Genomic DNA, 17,136 nt, shown 5'->3' with positions numbered 1-17,136 from the left:
ATGGGTGTTTCCCGCGAGCCGGTGAAGCCGGTGGAGCAGCGGCTGGGAGCGGTGCTCCGGCGCCGCGATCAGGTCCAGCCCGGCACGACGGACCAGCGGCTGCTCGACGCCGAGGGCGACTCGGAGTGGGTGCACACCGACCCCTGGCGGGTCATGCGCATCCAGTCCGAGTTCGTGGAGGGCTTCGGCGCCCTCGCCGAACTGCCCAGCGCGATCAGTGTCTTCGGCTCCGCCCGTACGCTGCCCGACACCCCGGAGTACGACGCGGCCGAACGCATCGGCCGCGCGCTCGTCGAGGCGGGCTTCGCGGTCATCACGGGCGGCGGCCCCGGCGCCATGGAGGCGGCGAACAAGGGCGCCCGGGCGGCCAAGGGCGTCTCGGTCGGTCTCGGCATCGAGCTGCCCTTCGAACAGGGTCTCAACCCGCACGTCGACATCGGCGTGAACTTCCGCTACTTCTTCGTCCGCAAGACGATGTTCGTGAAGTACGCGCAAGGCTTCGTCGTTCTCCCGGGCGGCCTCGGCACCCTCGACGAGCTGTTCGAGGCGCTCACCCTCGTCCAGACCCGGAAGGTCACCCGCTTCCCGATCGTCCTGTTCGGTACGGAGTACTGGAAGGGCCTCGTGGACTGGCTGCGCGACTCGGTCGTCGCCGGCGGCAAGGCGGCCGAGCACGACCTGCTCCTCTTCCACGTGACGGACGACGTGGACGAGGCGGTGGCGCTGGTGACGAAGGAGGCGGGACCGAAGGAGCACGGGCGGTAGGACCCGCCGGGACGGCCGGGGTGTCCTGCCCCGCCCGTCCCGCCGCTCCGGCGCCCGGTCCGGCTCATCCGCCCGGGTCTCCCCGCCCGCCCCGCGCGCGTACGTCGCGCACACGGCGCATATGCCGACCCGGTGCGGTGCTCCCGGTCCGTCCCGACCCGACCCGCTATGCGAGACCGCGCCGCGCCACGGCCGGCGGCCGGTGACCCGCGATCGACGCCACCATGTCGAGGACCTGCCGCGTCTCCGCGACCTCGTGCACCCGGTACACCTGGGCCCCGAGCCACGCGCTGACGGCCGTCGTCGCGAGGGTGCCGAGCACCCGCTCCTTGACCGGCCGGTCGAGCGTCTCGCCCACGAAGTCCTTGTTCGACAGCGAGACGAGCACCGGCCACCCCGTCTCCGCCATCTCCCCGAGCCGCCGGGTCGCCTCCAGGCTGTGCCGGGTGTTCTTCCCGAAGTCGTGGCCCGGGTCGATCATGATCCCGTCCCGCCGTACGCCGAGCGCGACCGCCCGCTCCGCGAGTCCGACCGTCACCTTCAGGATGTCGGCCATCACGTCCTCGTACTCCACCCGGTGCGGCCGGGTCCGCGGCTCCGCGCCACCCGCGTGCGTGCACACCAGACCGGCGCCGTACTTCGCGGCGACCTCCGCGAGCCGAGGGTCGACCCCGCCCCACGCGTCGTTGAGCAGGTCCGCGCCCGCCTCGCACACGGCCTCGCCGACATCCGCCCGCCAGGTGTCCACGCTGATCACCACCTCCGGGTGGCGGCGGCGCACCTCGGCGACGAAGCCGACCGTACGGCGCGCCTCCTCCTCGGCGGTGACCTCCTCGCCGGGGCCCGCCTTGACCCCGCCGATGTCGATGATCGCCGCCCCTTCGGCCACGGCGCGCTCGACCCGGGCGAGCGCCGGCTCGTCCCGGAAGGTCGCGCCCTGGTCGTAGAACGAGTCGGGGGTCCGGTTCACGATCGCCATGATCACCGGCTCGTGCGGCCCGAATTCTCGCCGTCCCAAGCGCAGCATCCCTTTTGTCCTCCCTCGCGTCCGTTCGCCTGCGACCCTAACCGTCGGTGGCGCATGGCACGATCGGCACCGGACGATTTCCACGGACGGCGAGAGGCGCGCAGGTGTTCTGGTTTCTGCTGATCACGATGGTCGTGGTCGTCGCGGCGGTCACCCTGGCGGTGGTCGGCGGCGGTGAGAGCGAGGTCCTGCCCGAAGTCGCCCCCGAACAGCTGGTGGATCCGCTGCCGCCGAACCGCCCGATCGGCCGGGGCGACATCGAGGCGCTGCGCCTCCCCGTCGGCCCGCGCGGCTACCGGATGGCCGACGTGGACGACGTACTGGACCGGCTCGACGCGGAACTCGCCGAGCGGGACGCCCGGATCGCGGACCTGGAGGCGGAACTGGCGGCCCTCCGGGGGCGGGACGGCGAGACGACGGCGGACGCGACGGCCGGGAACGAGGCCGGGGACGTGGCTGCGGAGGCGGCCGGGGACGCGCGTGTGCCGCTGGACAAGCCGGCGGTCGAGACGGCGGGCGGGACGGCGGCTGAGCCGGCGGACGGCGACGCGGAGACGGCCACCGGCGAGACGGCGGCCGGCGGGACCATGGGGAGCCGATCATGAGCGACGGCAAGGCCATCGCCGGGCCGGACGGCCGGCTGCGCTGCCCCTGGGGGCTGTCCACCGAGGACTACGTGGCGTACCACGACGAGGAATGGGGCCGCCCCGTCCACGGCGACGACGCCCTGTTCGAGCGGCTGTGCCTGGAGGCCTTCCAGTCCGGCCTGTCCTGGATCACGATCCTGCGCCGCCGGGAGACCTTCCGGACGGCGTTCTCCGGCTTCCAGATCGCCGAGGTGGCCCGCTTCGGCGAGGCCGACCGCACCCGGCTGCTCGCCGACGAGGGGATCATCCGCAACCGCGCCAAGGTCGACGCCACCCTCGCCAACGCGCGCGTGCTCGCGGACTGGGAGCCCGGCGAACTGGACACGCTGATCTGGTCGTACGCCCCCGACCCGGCGAGCCGCCCGGCCCCGGCCACGACCGCCGACGTCCCGGCCGTCACCGACGAGTCGAAGGCTCTGGCCAAGGCCCTGAAGAAGCGCGGCCTGCGGTTCATCGGCCCGACGACGGCGTACGCGCTGATGCAGGCGTGCGGGCTGGTCGACGACCATGTGACGGACTGCTTCGCGCGCGGCGCCGGCCGCTGACGGCGCGCCGCGGGACCCGTCCGGGACCCGCCCGGGGGCCGTCCGGGGGCCGGGTGACCGGGCCCCGGACGAGCCGAGTCCTCAGCGGGACGCTCAGCGGCCGACGTACTTCGGCTTCTCCTTGGCGAGGAAGGCCCGCACCGCGATCCGGTGGTCCTCGGACGAGCCCGCCTTCGTCTGGAGCTCGTCCTCCTTCGCCAGGGCCTCGGCGAGCGAGTGGTCCGCGCCGTACGCCAGGGACTCCTTCAGCGCCGCGTAGGCGAAGGTCGGGCCGTCGGCGAGCTTGCGGGCGACCTTCGCGGCCTCCTCGGCGAGCTGCTCCGCCGGGACCAGCCGGTTGACGATGCCCAGCTCGTACGCCTCCTGCGCGGTGAGCGTACGGGGGAAGAGCAGCAGGTCGGCCGCGCGGCTCGGGCCGATCAGGCGGGGCAGCGTCCAGGACATCCCGGAGTCGGCGGTGAGCGCGACCCCGGCGAAGGACGTGTTGAAGGAGGCGGTCTCCGCGACCACCCGGTAGTCCGCCGCGAGCGCGAAGCCGAAGCCCGCTCCGGCGGCCACGCCGTTCACCGCGGCCACGACCGGCTTCGGCATCCCGGCCAGGGCCAGGGCGATCGGGTTGTAGTGGTCCCGCACCGTGTCCATGGTGTGCCGGGTGCCGGACTCCTCGTCGGCCTTGAGCAGGCCCACGTGCTCCTTCAGGTCCTGGCCCACGCAGAACGCCCGGTCGCCGGCCGCGGTCAGCAGCACCGCGCGGACCGCCGGGTCGGCGGCGGCGGCCTCGGCCGCGTCGCGCAGCGCGACCTTGAGCGCCACGTTCAGGGCGTTCATGGCCTCGGGGCGATTGAGGGTGATGGTGGCGAGTCCGTCGCTCACCTCGTACAGCACCGTGTCGGCCATCGCGGGTTCCCTTCGCTTCATCGCGTCGTCGCCCCTTCTCCGGACTCCGTCCGGGGAAGGACCCCCACAGCATGGCGGAGATCACCCCGCGCCCGCCCGGTCCCGGCATGTGAGCTGCGTCAACAAATCAGCACCCGGCAGGGGACCGGCAGCGGCGAAGTATCGCAGGTGGAGCGGTGAAATGTGTGGCTTTGTGAAAGCGCGTTGCGGAAGCGATGCCTGCTGATGTTGGTCATCGGGTCCTGTGATGCGGGATAATGACCGGGAAGCAATCGTGTTCGATGCTGACGATGAGCTGGTTTCAGGAAGGGGAACGAGCATGGCGGCCATGAAGCCGCGGACGGGTGACGGCCCGCTCGAGGTCACCAAGGAGGGGCGGGGCATCGTCATGCGCGTTCCGCTCGAAGGCGGCGGCCGGCTCGTGGTCGAGCTGACCCCTGATGAGGCCGAGGCACTCGGCGACGCGCTGAAGAAGGTCGTCGGCTAGTCACGCCCAGTCGCTTTTTCCGCTTCTGCCCCGGTACGGTTCCGACCGTGCCGGGGCAGAAGCGTTTCCTGAGCCGGAGGCGGGGCGTACGCGCGCGGGGCCGGAGGCCGGACTGGACCGTGACGTGCCGGACCGTGCCGGGAACAGGTAGGGGTCAGGTGTCCCGGCGTACCGCGCACAGCAGGCCGTCGCCCACCGGCAGCAGGGTCGGAAGCAGCTCGCGGCTCTCCCGTACGGTCCGCAGCAGCTCCCGTATGCGCTGCACCTCGGCCGGCTGGGCCGCCGAGTCGACCGTGCGGCCGTCCGCGAACACGCCCTCGAAGCAGACCAGACCGCCCGGCCGCAGCAGCCGCAGCGATTCGACGAGATAGTCGATCAGCTCAAGGCGGTCGCCGTCGCAGAACACGAGGTCGTATCCGCCGTCCGCGAGCCGGGGCAGCACTTCGAGCGCCCGGCCCGGGATGAACCGGGCCCGGTTGCCCGCGAAGCCCGCCGCGCGGAACGCCGCCTTCGCGTGCGCCTGGCGCTCGGGCTCCATGTCCACGGTGGTCAGCACGCCGTCCGGCCGCATGCCGAGCAGCAGATAGATCCCGGACACGCCCGTGCCCGTACCTATCTCCGCCACCGCCTTGGCGTCCGCGGTCGCGGCCAGCAGGCGCAGAGCGGCACCGGTGCCCGAGGACACCGAGGGAACGCCCGCCTCGTGGGCGCGGTCACGGGCCCAGAGCAGCGCTTCGTCCTCGGCGACAAAGGCGTCGGCGAACGCCAGGCTCGTCTGCCGGTTGGCGGTAATGGCCCTCTCCTGTTCCCCTGGCTGTCCCCGTAGTTGACGGACGGCGTCGACTGTATCCGCTGGACGCGGGAACCCGCAGATGGGACCGCGCGTTCACAGAGGCAGGAAGCGGTGTCGGGAGCGCGGAGTGAGCCCGTCCCAAATTCGCGTAAAGAGTTTTATCCGGAGCTAACGGGCGAGGTGGCTATGGTAGGGACTCCACTGGACACCACCAGAGCCGACAGGGGAGGTGCGGCTGCGCCTGTGGATCGGGGAGGAGTGCTTCGGCGTCTTCTCAGGTCGGCGGGTGAGCCGAAATCCGTGACCGACACCGCTGACCGTTCCCGCGCCGCCGTCTCCGCGCCCACCACCGCGACCTTCGCCTCCGAGGCGGAGTCCCAGGCATGGACGCCGCCCAGCTGGGAGGAGATCGTCAGCACCCACAGCGGTCGTGTCTACCGTCTCGCCTATCGCCTCACGGGCAATCAGCACGACGCCGAGGACCTGACCCAGGAAGTCTTCGTCCGGGTCTTCCGCTCCCTGTCCTCGTACACGCCCGGCACCTTCGAGGGCTGGCTGCACCGCATCACCACCAACCTGTTCCTGGACATGGTGCGCCGCAAGCAGCGCATTCGTTTCGACGCGCTCGCCGACGACGCCGCCGAGCGGCTGCCCAGCCGCGAGCCGTCCCCGCAGCAGGCCTTCAACGACACGCACTTCGACGCCGACGTCCAGCAGGCCCTCGACACCCTCGCGCCCGAGTTCCGTGCGGCGGTCGTGCTCTGTGACATCGAGGGACTGTCGTACGAGGAGATCGCCGCGACCCTCGGAGTGAAGCTCGGCACGGTCCGCAGCCGGATCCACCGCGGCCGCTCGCACCTGCGCAAGGCCCTCAAGCACCGGTCGCCCGAGGCGCGCCAGGAGCGTGCCCTCGCCACCGTCGGAGGGGAGGGCGGAGCGGCGTGAGCGGCACCAGTCCGTCACCGACCCCCGCGGAACAGCACCTCGGGGACCGGCTCGCCGCGCTCGTCGACGGCGAGCTCGGCCATGACCACCGCGAACGGGTCCTCGCGCACCTCGCGACCTGCCCGCGCTGCAAGGCCGAGGCCGACGCCCAGCGCACCCTGAAGAGCGTCTTCGCGTCCAGCGCCCCGCCGGCGCCCTCGGCGGGCTTCCTCGCCCGGCTCCAGGGGCTGCCGGGGGGACCGCTCGACGGGGGGCCCGGGGGACCGGGCGGGCCACCGGGCGGACCGGGCGGTCCGTTCGCCGACCTGCTGCGTGAGGGCGGGGTGCGCGCCGACGGCTTCGCCACGGCCGCGCCCGTCACCCCGGACACCGGATTCCGTATCCACGAGGTCGGCGACCGTTCCCCGTGGCGGGGCCGGCGCTTCGCGTTCGCGGCGGCCAGCGCCGTCTCGTTCGCGGCGATCGCGCTGGGCGGCACGATGTCCCTCGACACCGGCCGCGCCGGCCCTGGCGGCAGCAACCTGACCCCGCTGCGCGCGCCGGCGACCTTCGCGTCCGGTTCGCGCCGCGACGCGACCCCGGAGCCCGCGCCGCCGACGATCCTGCCGGTCCGCCTGGAGCTGTCCCCGTTCGCCCGGCCGCCCATGAATCCGACGCTGCGGCTCTCCTACCAGGCCGGACCCGGCCCGACCCCCACCCCGGCCCCGAGCCCCTCCCACCACTGACGGGCGACCTGGTTGAATCCAGGGGGCTAGGGTCCGCCGTCCGCATTCCGGAAGCCGGTTCCTAGGGGGCGCGCCGTCCGACGACGCGGGCGGCGCGGACAGGGTCAGCTGTTGCGGGGAGCGCATGAAGAACGGGAAGCCGACGTGGTGGGGCCGGAGCTCGACCACGGACACAGGCACGGGTACGGGCACGGTCACCACCACAGCTGAAGAGCCGGCCGAACCGGCGGACGACACCGACTTCATGCTCGCGGCACCGGTGTCCGCTGCGGTGTCTGAGCCCGATTCGGTGCCCGCTCCGGAGACCGCTGCGGCATCCGGGCAGGCGCCCGCTCAGGAGCCCGCGCCCGCCGAGCCCGTGGCGGCCGAGACCGCCACGCCGGCGCCCATGACCGCACCGGCACCCGTCGCTCCGGCGGCCGTGGCAGCGCCCGTGCCCGTCGCACCGGCACCCGTGACCGCGCCCGCCCAGCCGGCGGCCGAGACTCCGCACGCCGAACCCGTCACCGACCCGAGTCCGCATCAGACTCCGGGCACGGACGCGCACTCGGCTCCGGACACGGCCCCGGCCCCGGACGCGACTCCGGCCCCGGCCCCTGCCCCGGACATGGCCCGGGCCCCCGAGCCCATACCCGCGCCGCCGCAGCACGCCCCGCAGCAGCCGGTGCCACAGCCGCTGCACGCCCCCGACCCGTACGCGACCCCTCCGTACGGCGGACCGGGGCCCTGGGCGCCCGCGCCGCCCGTCCAGCGGCCCGTACCGCCGCCGGCCATGGCCCCCGCGCCCGCCCCCGGCCACGCGCCCGCCCCCAGCCACACCCCGGCTCACACCCCCGCCCCCGTGCCGATGCCCGCGGCACCGGCCGGGCCGCCGCCCGCCGGTCCCGCGTACGACCCCTGGGGCGTCCCGGGCGACTTCCCGGATCCGAGTGCCGGCAAGCCGCCCCGCAAGCCCCGGCGCGGTCTCGCGCTCGCCGGAGCGCTCGCCTTCGCCCTCGTCACCGGTGTGATCGGCGGCGGTGTCGGCGCGTACGTGGAGCGGCACGGCGGCATCTCCGCCATCGAGCTGCCCCAGTCCGAGGCCAAGGACATCGGCCGCGCCCCCGACAGCGTCGCGGGGATCGCCGCCACCGCGCTGCCGAGCGTCGTCACCATCCACGTCAGCGGCGGCGGCTCGGCCGGGACCGGCACCGGCTTCGTCCTCGACACCCGGGGCCACATCCTCACCAACAACCACGTCGTCGACGCCGCCGCGTCCTCCGGCGAGATCTCCGTCACCTTCAGCAACGGCGAGTCCGCCCGCGCGAAGCTGATCGGCCGCGACGCCGGCTACGACCTCGCCGTCATCAAGGTCTCCGGGGCGTCCGGGCTGAAGCCGCTGGCGCTCGGCAACTCCGACAACGTGCGCGTCGGCGACCCCGTCGTCGCCATCGGCGCCCCCTTCGACCTGTCCAACACGGTCACCTCCGGCATCATCAGCGCCAAGGAGCGCCCCATCACGGCCGGCGGCGAGAAGGGCGACGGCAGCGACGTCAGCTACGTGGACGCGCTCCAGACCGACGCGCCGATCAACCCGGGCAACTCCGGCGGCCCGCTCGTCGACTCCGCCGCCCGGGTCATCGGCATCAACAGCGCGATCCGCGCGGCCGGCAACTCCGACCCGGAGGGCGGCCAGTCCGGCTCCATCGGTCTCGGCTTCGCCATCCCGATCAACCAGGGCAAGCGCGTCGCCGAGGAGCTCATCAACACCGGCAAGGCCACCCACCCGGTCATCGGTGTGAGCCTCGACATGCGCTACACCGGCGACGGCGCCCGGGTCGGCGACAAGGGCAAGAGCAACAGCCCCTCCGTCACCCCCGGCGGCCCCGCCGACAAGGCCGGCTTCCGGCCCGGCGACGTCATCACCAAGGTCGACGGCCAGCGGGTGCACAGCGGCGAGGAGCTGATCGTGAAGATCCGCGCCCACCGTCCGGGCGACACGCTGAAGCTCACCGTGACCCGCGACGGCAAAGAGCAGACAAAGACCTTGACGCTGGGGTCCTCGACAGGCGCCTGACGGCCATGTGGAGGACACCACTCGGTACCCGTCGGACAGATTCGGCGGGTACCGTGGAGCGGGCCGTCCGGGACCGGCGAGAAGGAGCAACAGGGTGTTCAGCGACATAGGCGCACTCGAGCTGGTGACGCTCGTGGTGCTCGCCGTGCTCATCTTCGGCCCGGACAAGCTGCCGAAGCTGATCCAGGACATCTCCGCGGTGATCCGCAAGATCCGCGAGTTCTCCGACAGCGCCAAGGCGGACATCCGCAGCGAGCTGGGTCCGGAGTTCAAGGACTTCGAGTTCGAGGACCTCAACCCGAAGAACTTCATCCGCAAGCAGCTCGCGGAGAACGACGACCTGAAGGAGCTGCGGGAACTGCGCTCCAGCTTCGATCTCCGCAAGGAGATGAACGAGGTCGCCGACGCCGTCCACGGCCGCGAGACCGCGCCCGTGTCCTCCGCGTCCGCTGCTTCCTCGGAGGTCGGCTCGCTCTCCCCGGCTTCGGACACGCCGTCGCAGCCGACCGTCCCGGCGGCCGTCAACGGCTCGCCCGACCTCCTGAAGAAGCAGGACAAGCCGGGCGGCACCGAGCGCCCGCCGTACGACTCCGACGCCACCTGACGACGGCCCGTCACAGCCGCCGCGTCCCGCGGTGGCTATCCTCCCTCTGTCGACGAACGAGGAGGCGGCCGTAATGACGACGACCCGTGGGATGGAAACCGACGGTTTCCTACGTGCCCCCTTCGCCTGGTACGGGCTCGACGAGGCGTTCACCGGGCCGCGCCGGCTGATGCGGGTGGGCACGGCGGCCGACGGCAGCGTCCGGCACGGCTCGCTGGGCCACGGGGACGAGCCGTCGGTGAAGTCCGACGCGAGCGCCACCGAGAAGGAGCGGTTCGCGATCGTCGTGACGGTCGCGGCCCATCCCGTGGGCGGCAGCGGCGACGGTACGGGCGTCCTGGAGGCCACCACGGTCTCCTCGGCCGCCTGGCTGGCCGGCTCCGGCCTCCTCGCCCACACCTGGCCCGCCCAGCTCGACCACGCGCTGCGCGACAACTGGCTGGACCAGCAGACGGAAACCGCCTTCGAGCTCGCCGACGACCTCGACGGGCCCGACTGGACGTCGCTGTCGCTGCCGGTGGACGGCGTTCCGGTGGCCTTCCACTACCGCGAGACCGAGTTCGGCTGGGTGCTCGCGGGCTCGGCTCCGGACGTCCACATCGGTGCGTACGGGCGGGGCATGAGCGCCTACGGCCTCGGCTTCGCGCAGGTGAAGGACCTCGGCCCGTACGGCTGAGGCTGGGTGCTTGAGCGCGTACGTCCGAGTCCGCAGGTCCGGGCCCGTACGCCCGAGCCCCTGAGCGCCCCCTGAGTCCGTACGCCCGAGCGCGTACGTCCGAGGGGCGCGCGCCCCCGCCGCGTACGCGAGAGGGCGCCCCGGACGGATCCGGGGCGCCCTCTCACGTACCTGCGTACCCGCGTACGTACGGATGACGTATACGGGGTGGGACTCAGAACTTGTTGCGCGGCGTGATGCCCAGGCTCAGGCCCGACAGACCACGCTGGCGTCCGCCGAGCTTGTCCGCGATGGCGCGCAGCGCCGAACCGGCCGGGGAGTCGGGGTCGGCCAGGACGACCGGCTTGCCCTCGTCGCCGCCCTCGCGCAGCCGGACGTCGATCGGGATGGAGCCGAGGACCGGGACGGTGGTGCCGGTGGTCCGGGACAGGCCCTCGGCGACCTTCTGGCCACCGCCCGTACCGAACACGTCGACCATCTCGTCGCAGTGCGGACACGGCATGCCCGACATGTTCTCGACGACGCCGACGATCTTCTGGTGGGTCTGCACGGCGATCGAACCGGCCCGCTCGGCGACCTCGGAGGCGGCCTGCTGCGGGGTGGTGACGACCAGGATCTCCGCGTTCGGCACCAGCTGCGCCACGGAGATCGCGATGTCGCCGGTGCCCGGGGGCAGGTCGAGCAGCAGGACGTCCAGGTCGCCCCAGTACACGTCGGCGAGGAACTGCTGGAGCGCGCGGTGCAGCATCGGGCCGCGCCACACGACCGGGGCGTTGCCCGGGGTGAACATGCCGATGGAGATGACCTTCACGTCGTGCGCCGACGGCGGCATGATCATGTTCTCGACCTGGGTGGGCTTGCCGTCCACACCCAGCATCCGCGGCACGCTGTGGCCGTAGATGTCGGCGTCCACGACACCGACCTTCAGCCCGTCGGCCGCCATCGCCGCCGCCAGGTTGACCGTCACCGAGGACTTGCCGACGCCGCCCTTGCCGGACGCGACCGCGTAGACGCGGGTCAGCGAACCGGGCTTGGCGAAGGGGACCTCGCGCTCGGCCGTCGTGCCGCGCAGCGCCGCCGCGAGCTCCTTGCGCTGCTCGTCGCTCATCACGTCCAGGGAGACGTCGACGCCGGTGACCCCCTCGACGCGGGCGACGGCGTCCGTCACGCGCTGGGTGATGGTCTCGCGCATCGGACAGCCGGAGACCGTCAGATAGACCGTCACCGCGACCCGTCCGTCGGACCCGATCTCCACCGACTTCACCATGCCGAGTTCCGTGATCGGCTTGTTGATCTCGGGGTCGTTCACCGTCGCCAGTGCTTCAAGCACCGCGTCTTCCGTAGCCATGCCTCCGATGGTACGGCGACGACCACCGGCCGGTGAAAGCCCCGTCAGCGGTCGGGTAGATCACTCCTGTTCCCGTCGCCGGACGGGAATAGATCTCCGCGCTCTCCATACCGCCCGTCGCGCCGGCCCTCACGCCGCCCGTCGCGCTGTCCGTCACCGGGTCCGTCGCGGTGTCCATCGCGATGTCCGTCCTGGCGGTCGTCGAGGTCCCTCAGGAGGTCCTCCAGCTCGGAACGCATCCAGTCGCGGGTCGCCACCTCGCCGAGGCCCATCCGCAGGGCGGCGATCTCCCGGGTCAGGAACTCGGTGTCGGCGATGGAGCGCTCGTTCTGCTTGCGGTCCTGCTCCAGATTGACCCGGTCCCGGTCGTCCTGCCGGTTCTGCGCGAGCAGGATCAGCGGGGCCGCGTAGGAGGCCTGGAGCGAGAGCGCCAGGGTCAGGAAGATGAACGGGTACTCGTCGAAGCGCAATGCGCCGGGGACGACGACGTTCCACAGCACCCAGAGGATGATGATCACCGTCATCCAGACGATGAACCGCCCCGTCCCCAGGAAGCGGGCGATGCGCTCCGACATCCGCCCGAAGGCCTCGGCGTCGTACTCCGGCAGCAGCCGGACGCGCCGGATGCGGGGCTGGTCGAGCCGGATCCGGGGCAGCGTCCGCTCCCGGTCCCGGTCCTTGTCGCGGTCCCGGTCCCGCTCTCGTTCGCGTTCCCGTTCCCGTTCCCAGTCGCGCTCCCGCTCCCGCTCCCGTTCGCGGTCCCTGTCCCGGTCCCGGTCGCGCTCCCACCAGTGGCTCCGGTTTCCTCCGGCGTGGCCTCCGCCGAGGCCCCCGCTCCTGTCCCCGTCCCGGTTCCTGTCCTGCGGGCGGTCAGCCACCGCGCACCCCCTCGTCCCGCTCCGCGCGCTCCCGTTCCTCACGCTCGTGCGGCTCGTGGAACTCCGTCTCGCGCCAGTCGTCCGGCAGCAGGTGGTCGAGCACGTCGTCCACCGTCACGGCCCCGAGCAGCCGCCAGCTCTCGTCCACCACCGGCGCCGCGACCAGGTTGTACGCGGCGAAGTAGCTGGTCACGGCGGGCAGCGGGGTGTCCGGACCGAGCGGCGGCAGATCGCTGTCGACCAGTGCGCCCATCAGCGTGAACGGCGGGTCCCGCAGCAGCCGCTGGAAGTGCACCGTGCCCAGGTACTTGCCGGTCGGCGTCTCGTCCGGCGGCCGGCAGACGTACACCTGCGCCGCCAGGGCCGGGGAGAGGTCCTGCAACCGCACCCGGGCCAGGGCGTCGGCGACCGTGGCGTCCGGCCGCAGCACGATCGGCTCCGTCGTCATCAGACCGCCCGCGGTCCGCTCCTCGTACGCCATCAGCCGCCGGACGTCCGCCGCGTCGCTCGGCCGCATCAGCGTGAGCAGCCGCTCCTTGTCGTCCTCCGGCAGCTCGGAGAGCAGGTCGGCCGCGTCGTCCGGGTCCATCGCCTCCAGGACGTCGGCGGCCCGCTCCTCCTTCAGCTTGCCGAGGATCTCGATCTGGTCGTCCTCCGGCAGCTCCTCCAGGACGTCGGCGAGCCGGTCGTCGTCGAGCGCGGCGGCGACCTCGGCCCGGCGCTTGGGGGAGAGGTGGTGCAGCACGTTGGCGAGGTCGGCGGGGCGCAGCTTCTCGAAGGTGGCGACCAGGTTCTCGGCGCCCTGTCCGTGCTCCTCCAGGGAGAAGCCGGTGACGGCCGACCATTCCAGGGTCAGGGTCTCGCCCTTGCGCCGCAGCGCGCCGCCCTTGCCGCGCCGTACGAAGACCTTGTCGATCTCCCAGTCGCGGCGCGCGGGCAGCTGCTGGATCGCCACGTCGAGGACGGTGACCTCCTCGCCCTCGCGGCCGTCCGGCTCGACGAGCCGGACCCGCCGGTCGAGCAGCTCGCCGAGGACGAGCCGTTCGGTGGGGCGCTGCTCGAACCGCCGCATGTTGACCACGCCGGTGGAGATGACCTGCCCGGACTCGATGCCGGTGATCCGGGTCATGGGGACGAAGACCCGGCGCCGGGACAACACCTCGACGACCATCCCGAGCAGCCTCGGCGGCCGGCGGCCCACCCGCAGCATGGCCACGAGATCGCTGACCCGGCCGACCTGGTCGCCCACGGGGTCGAAGACGGGGACGCCCGCGAGATGGGAGACGAAGACCCGGGGGGCGCCTGCCACCATGCCGTGCGCCTCCTTCGTGCCGGATGATCCGCTTAATCGCCTGATTGTCTCCGAATGTGCCTGATTCAGGCTAGCCCGTGTCGATCTATGACGCTTCGGCAGCGCCCCCGGACGGCGTTCCCCGGGTGGCTGCCGGGTGCCCGGTCCGGCCCGGGTACGCTGCCGTCGGCCGTCCCCACCGGCCCTCCGGTCCGCGCCGGTTCCCCGCTCCGTACCGGTCCTCCGGTTCGTTCCGGTTCACCGTTTCGTGCCGGTCCTCCGGTTCGGTCCGGTTCCCCGGTCCGCGCCGGTCCTTCCGTCCCCCCTCACCGAACAGAGAGGCGCCCTGGTGACTCTTCTCCGTCCGTTCTCGCGCATCCGCAGGGCCGCGCTGCCCCTGGCGCTGTGCGCCGGTCTCACGGCCACGCTGGCCGGCTGCGGCGGCGACACCGACCCGGACGCGGGGACCAACGGCGTGGGGAAGCTCGACGCGCCCGCCATCGAGAAGAAGGCCAAGGCGGCGGCGGACCGCGCGGATGCCGTACGGCTCGCGGGCACGCTGGTCAGCAAGGGCGGGACGTACAAGCTGAACATGCAGCTCAAGCCGGACGGCGCCGTCGGGTCGGTGACGACGAAGAACGGCACCTTCGAGCTGCTGCGGGTCGAGGACGCGCTCTTCCTGAAGGCCGCCGCGAGCTTCTGGGCGCACGAGGAGCCCGGCTCCGGCTCCGGGTCTGGGGCTGGGTCTGACTCCGGTTCCGGCACGGGCTCCGGCTCAGGCTCCGGGACCGGTACGGGCAAGAGCACCGACAGCGGCGCGCAGGCCGCCGACAAGCTCGACGACAAGTACGTGAAGGTGCCCGAGGGTGACCCCTCCTACAAGCAACTGCGCGGCTTCACCGACATGCGCCTGCTGCTCGACGGGCTGCTCGCGGTCCATGGCGACCTGGTCAAGGGCGACCACGGCAAGATCGGCGGTGTCCGCACCATCAACATCAGCGGCGGTCAGGGCGGCGAGGGCGGCTCCCTCGACGTCGCCCTGGACGGCGAGCCGTTCCCGGTCCGCCTCGCCCGAGGCGGCGGCGCGGGCGTGGTGGTGCTGTCCGAGTGGGACCGGAACTTCGCGCTGGACGAGCCCGCGAAGGGGCAGACCGTGGACTACGGCAAGCAGCTGCCCAGCACCTGACGGCCTGAGTTCCGAGGGGCCGACGCCCCGGGCCGGTGGTGGCTCAGCCCCGGTGGTGGCTCAGCCCCGGCGGCGGCCCCGTCGCAGCAGCAGCTTCGGCAGCGCCGCCGGGACCGGCTCGCGCGTGAGGGCCGGGGACGGCAGCGGTACGGCGGCCAGCGAGCCGTCCGGCAGCTCGGTCGTCGAGTCCCGGGGTACGAGCCGCAGCACCCGGCACTCGCGCGCCCAGCGCTCGGTCATCGTCTCGGCGTCGGGCGCGTTCAGCCGCTTGCCCTTCAGCTCGGCGACCGCCGCGTCCCACTCCTCCGTACCGGGCGCGAGTTCCCGTACGACGGCGGTCCAGGAGACGATCCGGCCGCCCTTGTCCTTGCTGCGGACGGTGACCTCGGCGGTGGCGCCGTCGACGAGGCCGGGCAGCGGCTGCTCGCCGGGGCCGTCGCCGACGACGAGCGCGCCACCGTCGTGCCACAGGTGCCAGAGCGCCCGGGCGGCGGGGGCCTGGCCCCGTACCCAGACGAGGCCGGACTTCTTGGTGGCCTCCTCGACGAGGGCGGGCCCGAACAGCGCGTCGGTCATGCCCGAACCCTATCGACCGCCCGCCCCGCCGACGCCCGCCCCGGCCCCGCCCGGCCCCGCCCGCCCTGGCTCCTACAGCCAGCCGTTGCGCTTGAGGGTGCGGTGGATGGTGAAGCAGATGGCCGCGATGCCCACGAGCACCATGGGGTAGCCGAACCGCCACTCCAGCTCCGGCATGTGCTTGAAGTTCATGCCGTACACGCCGCAGACCGCCGTCGGGACGGCCACGATCGCCGCCCACGAGGTGATCTTGCGCATGTCCTCGTTCTGGGCGACGGTCGCCTGCGCCAGGTTGGCCTGGAGGATCGAGTTCAGCAGTTCGTCGAAGCCGACGACCTGCTCCTGGACGCGGGCGAGGTGGTCGGCGACGTCCCGGAAGTACTTCTGGATGTCGGGATCGACCAGCCGCATCGGCCGCTCGCTGAGCAGCTGGAGCGGGCGCATCAGCGGGGTGACGGCCCGCTTGAACTCCAGCACCTCGCGCTTGAGCTGGTAGATCCGGCCGGTGTCGGTGCCGCGCGTGGAGCCTTTGGCCGGCGGCGAGAAGACGTCGATCTCGATCTGGTCGATGTCCAGCTCGACGGCGTCCGCGACCGCGATGTAGCCGTCGACGACATGGTCGGCGATGGCGTGCAGGACCGCCGAGGGGCCCTTGGAGAGCAGCTCGGGGTCGTTCTGGAGGCGGTGGCGGAGGTTGCGCAGGGAGCCGTGGCCGCCGTGCCGGACGGTGATGACGAAGTCGGGGCCGGTGAAGACCATGACCTCGCCGGTCTCCACGACCTCGCTGGTCGGGGTCAGCTCGGCGTGCTCGACGTAGTGGATCGTCTTGAAGACGGTGAAGAGCGTGTCGTCGTAGCGCTCCAGCTTGGGCCGCTGGTGGGCGTGGACGGCGTCCTCGACGGCGAGCGGGTGCAGCCCGAACTCGGCGGCGATCCCGGCGAATTCGGCCTCGGTCGGCTCGTGCAGCCCGATCCAGGCGAAACCGCCGCTCTCCCGCACCTGGCGCATCGCGCCGCGCGGGGTCAGGCACGCGCTGTCGTCGACGCGACTGCCGTCGCGGTAGACGGCGCAGTCGACGACGGCGGTGGGCGCCGACGGGTCGCGGGTGGAGTCGTAGGTCCCGTACGGGGAGGACGAGGAGGGGCCGGAACCGGTGCCGGGCTTGCGCAGCGGGTGCCGGAGGGACTGCCGCAGGGAGGGGCGTACGGCGGCGCGCAGGTCACGGATCATCGACATGGCGTGCTGCTCCTTCACGGAGAGGCCGTCGGCGACCGTGGCGCAGCCCGGAATGGGGACGTGGAACGTTTCATCCACAAAGCGGGCGGCACCGGGGATCGCGGTGACGGTGTTCGCAACAGACGGGGCGAAGAGCGCGGCTCTCGGGGGAGAGCGGTGCTCTCGGGAGGCGAAGGCAGCTCTTCCGTCGTGCGGGGGGCCGGAGGGAGGACCGCGGTGGGATCCTCGCGTCACCGGCCGCCTGGGGACCGTCCGCGCCGGGGTTACGGCCGCGGGGGCGGGGCGACGGAAGAGCGGCTGGTACTGCCCGATCGACTTCGATCCATCGCAGTCCCACCTCCTCCGGCCGGTCCCTGGTGAGGGATGACGTGTGACGAGCAGTCGGAAGTCCGACCAGTTGCCAAGACTATCAGCCGACTGAAGGTCAATCTTTGACTTTGCCCACTCCATACTC

17 protein-coding genes and 1 pseudogene are annotated in these 17,136 nt (G+C 72.5%); 10 read left to right on the top strand and 8 right to left on the bottom strand.

From position 1 onward, the window contains the following. A complete protein-coding gene (locus tag ABZ990_RS18760) occupies positions 1-765 on the top strand; it encodes a TIGR00730 family Rossman fold protein (RefSeq protein ID WP_361232269.1) in 765 nt (254 codons plus the stop codon). Positions 766-931: 166 nt separating this feature from the next. Here the strand turns inward: ABZ990_RS18760 and folP are convergent, their stop codons facing one another. Continuing rightward, positions 932-1,792 carry a dihydropteroate synthase gene (folP, locus tag ABZ990_RS18755; RefSeq protein WP_361232266.1) on the bottom strand — a complete coding sequence of 287 codons (861 nt, stop codon included), beginning with the start codon at positions 1,790-1,792 and terminating at the stop codon, positions 932-934. A gap of 104 nt (positions 1,793-1,896) precedes the next feature. Between folP and ABZ990_RS18750 the strand changes: the two are divergent. Together ABZ990_RS18750 and ABZ990_RS18745 are read left to right on the top strand one after the other, a co-directional pair. Further along, a pseudogene (locus ABZ990_RS18750) lies at positions 1,897-2,181 on the top strand (DivIVA domain-containing protein); the annotation flags it as partial. A gap of 212 nt (positions 2,182-2,393) precedes the next feature. Then, positions 2,394-2,984 carry a DNA-3-methyladenine glycosylase I gene (locus ABZ990_RS18745; RefSeq protein ID WP_361232264.1) on the top strand — a complete coding sequence of 197 codons (591 nt, stop codon included), beginning with the start codon at positions 2,394-2,396 and terminating at the stop codon, positions 2,982-2,984. A gap of 93 nt (positions 2,985-3,077) precedes the next feature. On the opposite strand, the gene ABZ990_RS18740 is transcribed toward ABZ990_RS18745, so the two are convergent. Continuing rightward, positions 3,078-3,881 carry an enoyl-CoA hydratase-related protein gene (locus ABZ990_RS18740; protein ID WP_361232261.1) on the bottom strand — a complete coding sequence of 268 codons (804 nt, stop codon included), beginning with the start codon at positions 3,879-3,881 and terminating at the stop codon, positions 3,078-3,080. Between the two features lie 319 nt (positions 3,882-4,200). Between ABZ990_RS18740 and ABZ990_RS18735 the strand changes: the two genes are divergently transcribed. Next, positions 4,201-4,368, top strand: coding sequence for a DUF3117 domain-containing protein (locus ABZ990_RS18735; protein WP_009997451.1), 168 nt, complete (start codon positions 4,201-4,203; stop codon positions 4,366-4,368). A gap of 154 nt (positions 4,369-4,522) precedes the next feature. Here ABZ990_RS18735 and ABZ990_RS18730 read toward each other — a convergent pair whose 3' ends face one another. Continuing rightward, the gene (locus ABZ990_RS18730) at positions 4,523-5,161 is read right to left on the bottom strand and encodes a class I SAM-dependent methyltransferase (RefSeq protein ID WP_361232391.1); all 639 of its coding nucleotides are present in this window, start codon (positions 5,159-5,161) and stop codon (positions 4,523-4,525) included. Positions 5,162-5,347: 186 nt separating this feature from the next. On the opposite strand from ABZ990_RS18730, the gene sigE reads away from it, so the two are divergent. The 5 genes from sigE (at position 5,348) to ABZ990_RS18705 (ending at position 10,167) form a co-directional block, all read left to right on the top strand. Further along, the gene (gene sigE / locus ABZ990_RS18725) at positions 5,348-6,106 is read left to right on the top strand and encodes an RNA polymerase sigma factor SigE (RefSeq protein ID WP_361232258.1); all 759 of its coding nucleotides are present in this window, start codon (positions 5,348-5,350) and stop codon (positions 6,104-6,106) included. Further along, positions 6,103-6,831 (top strand): zf-HC2 domain-containing protein, encoded by a 729-nt coding sequence (locus tag ABZ990_RS18720; protein WP_361232255.1) that lies wholly within the window; start codon positions 6,103-6,105, stop codon positions 6,829-6,831. The genes sigE and ABZ990_RS18720 overlap by 4 nt, the downstream gene beginning before the upstream one ends. A 388-nt stretch (positions 6,832-7,219) precedes the next feature. Then, positions 7,220-8,887 carry a trypsin-like peptidase domain-containing protein gene (locus tag ABZ990_RS18715; RefSeq protein WP_361232252.1) on the top strand — a complete coding sequence of 556 codons (1,668 nt, stop codon included), beginning with the start codon at positions 7,220-7,222 and terminating at the stop codon, positions 8,885-8,887. A gap of 94 nt (positions 8,888-8,981) precedes the next feature. Next, positions 8,982-9,491, top strand: a complete 510-nt coding sequence (locus ABZ990_RS18710) for a sec-independent translocase (RefSeq protein ID WP_361232249.1) — start codon at positions 8,982-8,984, stop codon at positions 9,489-9,491. 73 nt (positions 9,492-9,564) lie between these two features. Further along, positions 9,565-10,167 carry a hypothetical protein gene (locus ABZ990_RS18705; RefSeq protein ID WP_361232246.1) on the top strand — a complete coding sequence of 201 codons (603 nt, stop codon included), beginning with the start codon at positions 9,565-9,567 and terminating at the stop codon, positions 10,165-10,167. 214 nt (positions 10,168-10,381) lie between these two features. Here ABZ990_RS18705 and ABZ990_RS18700 read toward each other — a convergent pair whose 3' ends face one another. From ABZ990_RS18700 to ABZ990_RS18690, 3 genes are all read right to left on the bottom strand, one after another. Next, the gene (locus tag ABZ990_RS18700; RefSeq protein WP_361232243.1) at positions 10,382-11,515 is read right to left on the bottom strand and encodes an Mrp/NBP35 family ATP-binding protein; all 1,134 of its coding nucleotides are present in this window, start codon (positions 11,513-11,515) and stop codon (positions 10,382-10,384) included. Between the two features lie 44 nt (positions 11,516-11,559). After that, positions 11,560-12,171, bottom strand: coding sequence for a DUF1003 domain-containing protein (locus tag ABZ990_RS18695; RefSeq protein ID WP_361232389.1), 612 nt, complete (start codon positions 12,169-12,171; stop codon positions 11,560-11,562). A gap of 214 nt (positions 12,172-12,385) precedes the next feature. Then, positions 12,386-13,705: a CBS domain-containing protein gene (locus ABZ990_RS18690; protein WP_361232240.1), complete on the bottom strand. Its 1,320-nt coding sequence runs from the start codon at positions 13,703-13,705 to the stop codon at positions 12,386-12,388. Positions 13,706-14,033: 328 nt separating this feature from the next. On the opposite strand from ABZ990_RS18690, the gene ABZ990_RS18685 reads away from it, so the two are divergent. Further along, positions 14,034-14,870: a hypothetical protein gene (locus ABZ990_RS18685; RefSeq protein WP_361232237.1), complete on the top strand. Its 837-nt coding sequence runs from the start codon at positions 14,034-14,036 to the stop codon at positions 14,868-14,870. A 60-nt stretch (positions 14,871-14,930) separates the two neighbouring features. On the opposite strand, the gene ABZ990_RS18680 is transcribed toward ABZ990_RS18685, so the two are convergent. Next, entirely contained in the window at positions 14,931-15,446 is a 516-nt protein-coding gene (locus ABZ990_RS18680) for a hypothetical protein (protein ID WP_361232234.1), read from the bottom strand. 72 nt (positions 15,447-15,518) lie between these two features. Further along, positions 15,519-16,682 carry a magnesium and cobalt transport protein CorA gene (locus ABZ990_RS18675; protein WP_361232232.1) on the bottom strand — a complete coding sequence of 388 codons (1,164 nt, stop codon included), beginning with the start codon at positions 16,680-16,682 and terminating at the stop codon, positions 15,519-15,521. Positions 16,683-17,136 lie beyond the last annotated feature (454 nt).

The sequence above is a fragment of the Streptomyces sp. NPDC046203 genome, from assembly GCF_040646255.1.
Taxonomy (GTDB): Bacteria; Actinomycetota; Actinomycetes; order Streptomycetales; family Streptomycetaceae; genus Streptomyces.
Note: the sequence above shows the minus strand (reverse complement) of the source record. Positions and strands in the feature narration are given on the sequence as shown.

Bases quoted from the DNA above. Each gene is read 5' to 3' on its own strand.
- ABZ990_RS18760 (WP_361232269.1), top strand. From the start codon at position 1: ATGGGTGTTTCCCGCGAGCCGGTGAAGCCGGTGGAGCAGCGGCTGGGA.
- folP (WP_361232266.1), bottom strand. From the start codon at position 1,792: ATGCTGCGCTTGGGACGGCGAGAATTCGGGCCGCACGAGCCGGTGATC.
- ABZ990_RS18745 (WP_361232264.1), top strand. From the start codon at position 2,394: ATGAGCGACGGCAAGGCCATCGCCGGGCCGGACGGCCGGCTGCGCTGC.
- ABZ990_RS18740 (WP_361232261.1), bottom strand. From the start codon at position 3,881: ATGGCCGACACGGTGCTGTACGAGGTGAGCGACGGACTCGCCACCATC.
- ABZ990_RS18735 (WP_009997451.1), top strand. From the start codon at position 4,201: ATGGCGGCCATGAAGCCGCGGACGGGTGACGGCCCGCTCGAGGTCACC.
- sigE (WP_361232258.1), top strand. From the start codon at position 5,348: ATGGTAGGGACTCCACTGGACACCACCAGAGCCGACAGGGGAGGTGCG.
- ABZ990_RS18715 (WP_361232252.1), top strand. From the start codon at position 7,220: ATGACCGCACCGGCACCCGTCGCTCCGGCGGCCGTGGCAGCGCCCGTG.
- ABZ990_RS18705 (WP_361232246.1), top strand. From the start codon at position 9,565: ATGACGACGACCCGTGGGATGGAAACCGACGGTTTCCTACGTGCCCCC.
- ABZ990_RS18700 (WP_361232243.1), bottom strand. From the start codon at position 11,515: ATGGCTACGGAAGACGCGGTGCTTGAAGCACTGGCGACGGTGAACGAC.
- ABZ990_RS18690 (WP_361232240.1), bottom strand. From the start codon at position 13,705: ATGGTGGCAGGCGCCCCCCGGGTCTTCGTCTCCCATCTCGCGGGCGTC.
- ABZ990_RS18680 (WP_361232234.1), bottom strand. From the start codon at position 15,446: ATGACCGACGCGCTGTTCGGGCCCGCCCTCGTCGAGGAGGCCACCAAG.
- ABZ990_RS18675 (WP_361232232.1), bottom strand. From the start codon at position 16,682: ATGTCGATGATCCGTGACCTGCGCGCCGCCGTACGCCCCTCCCTGCGG.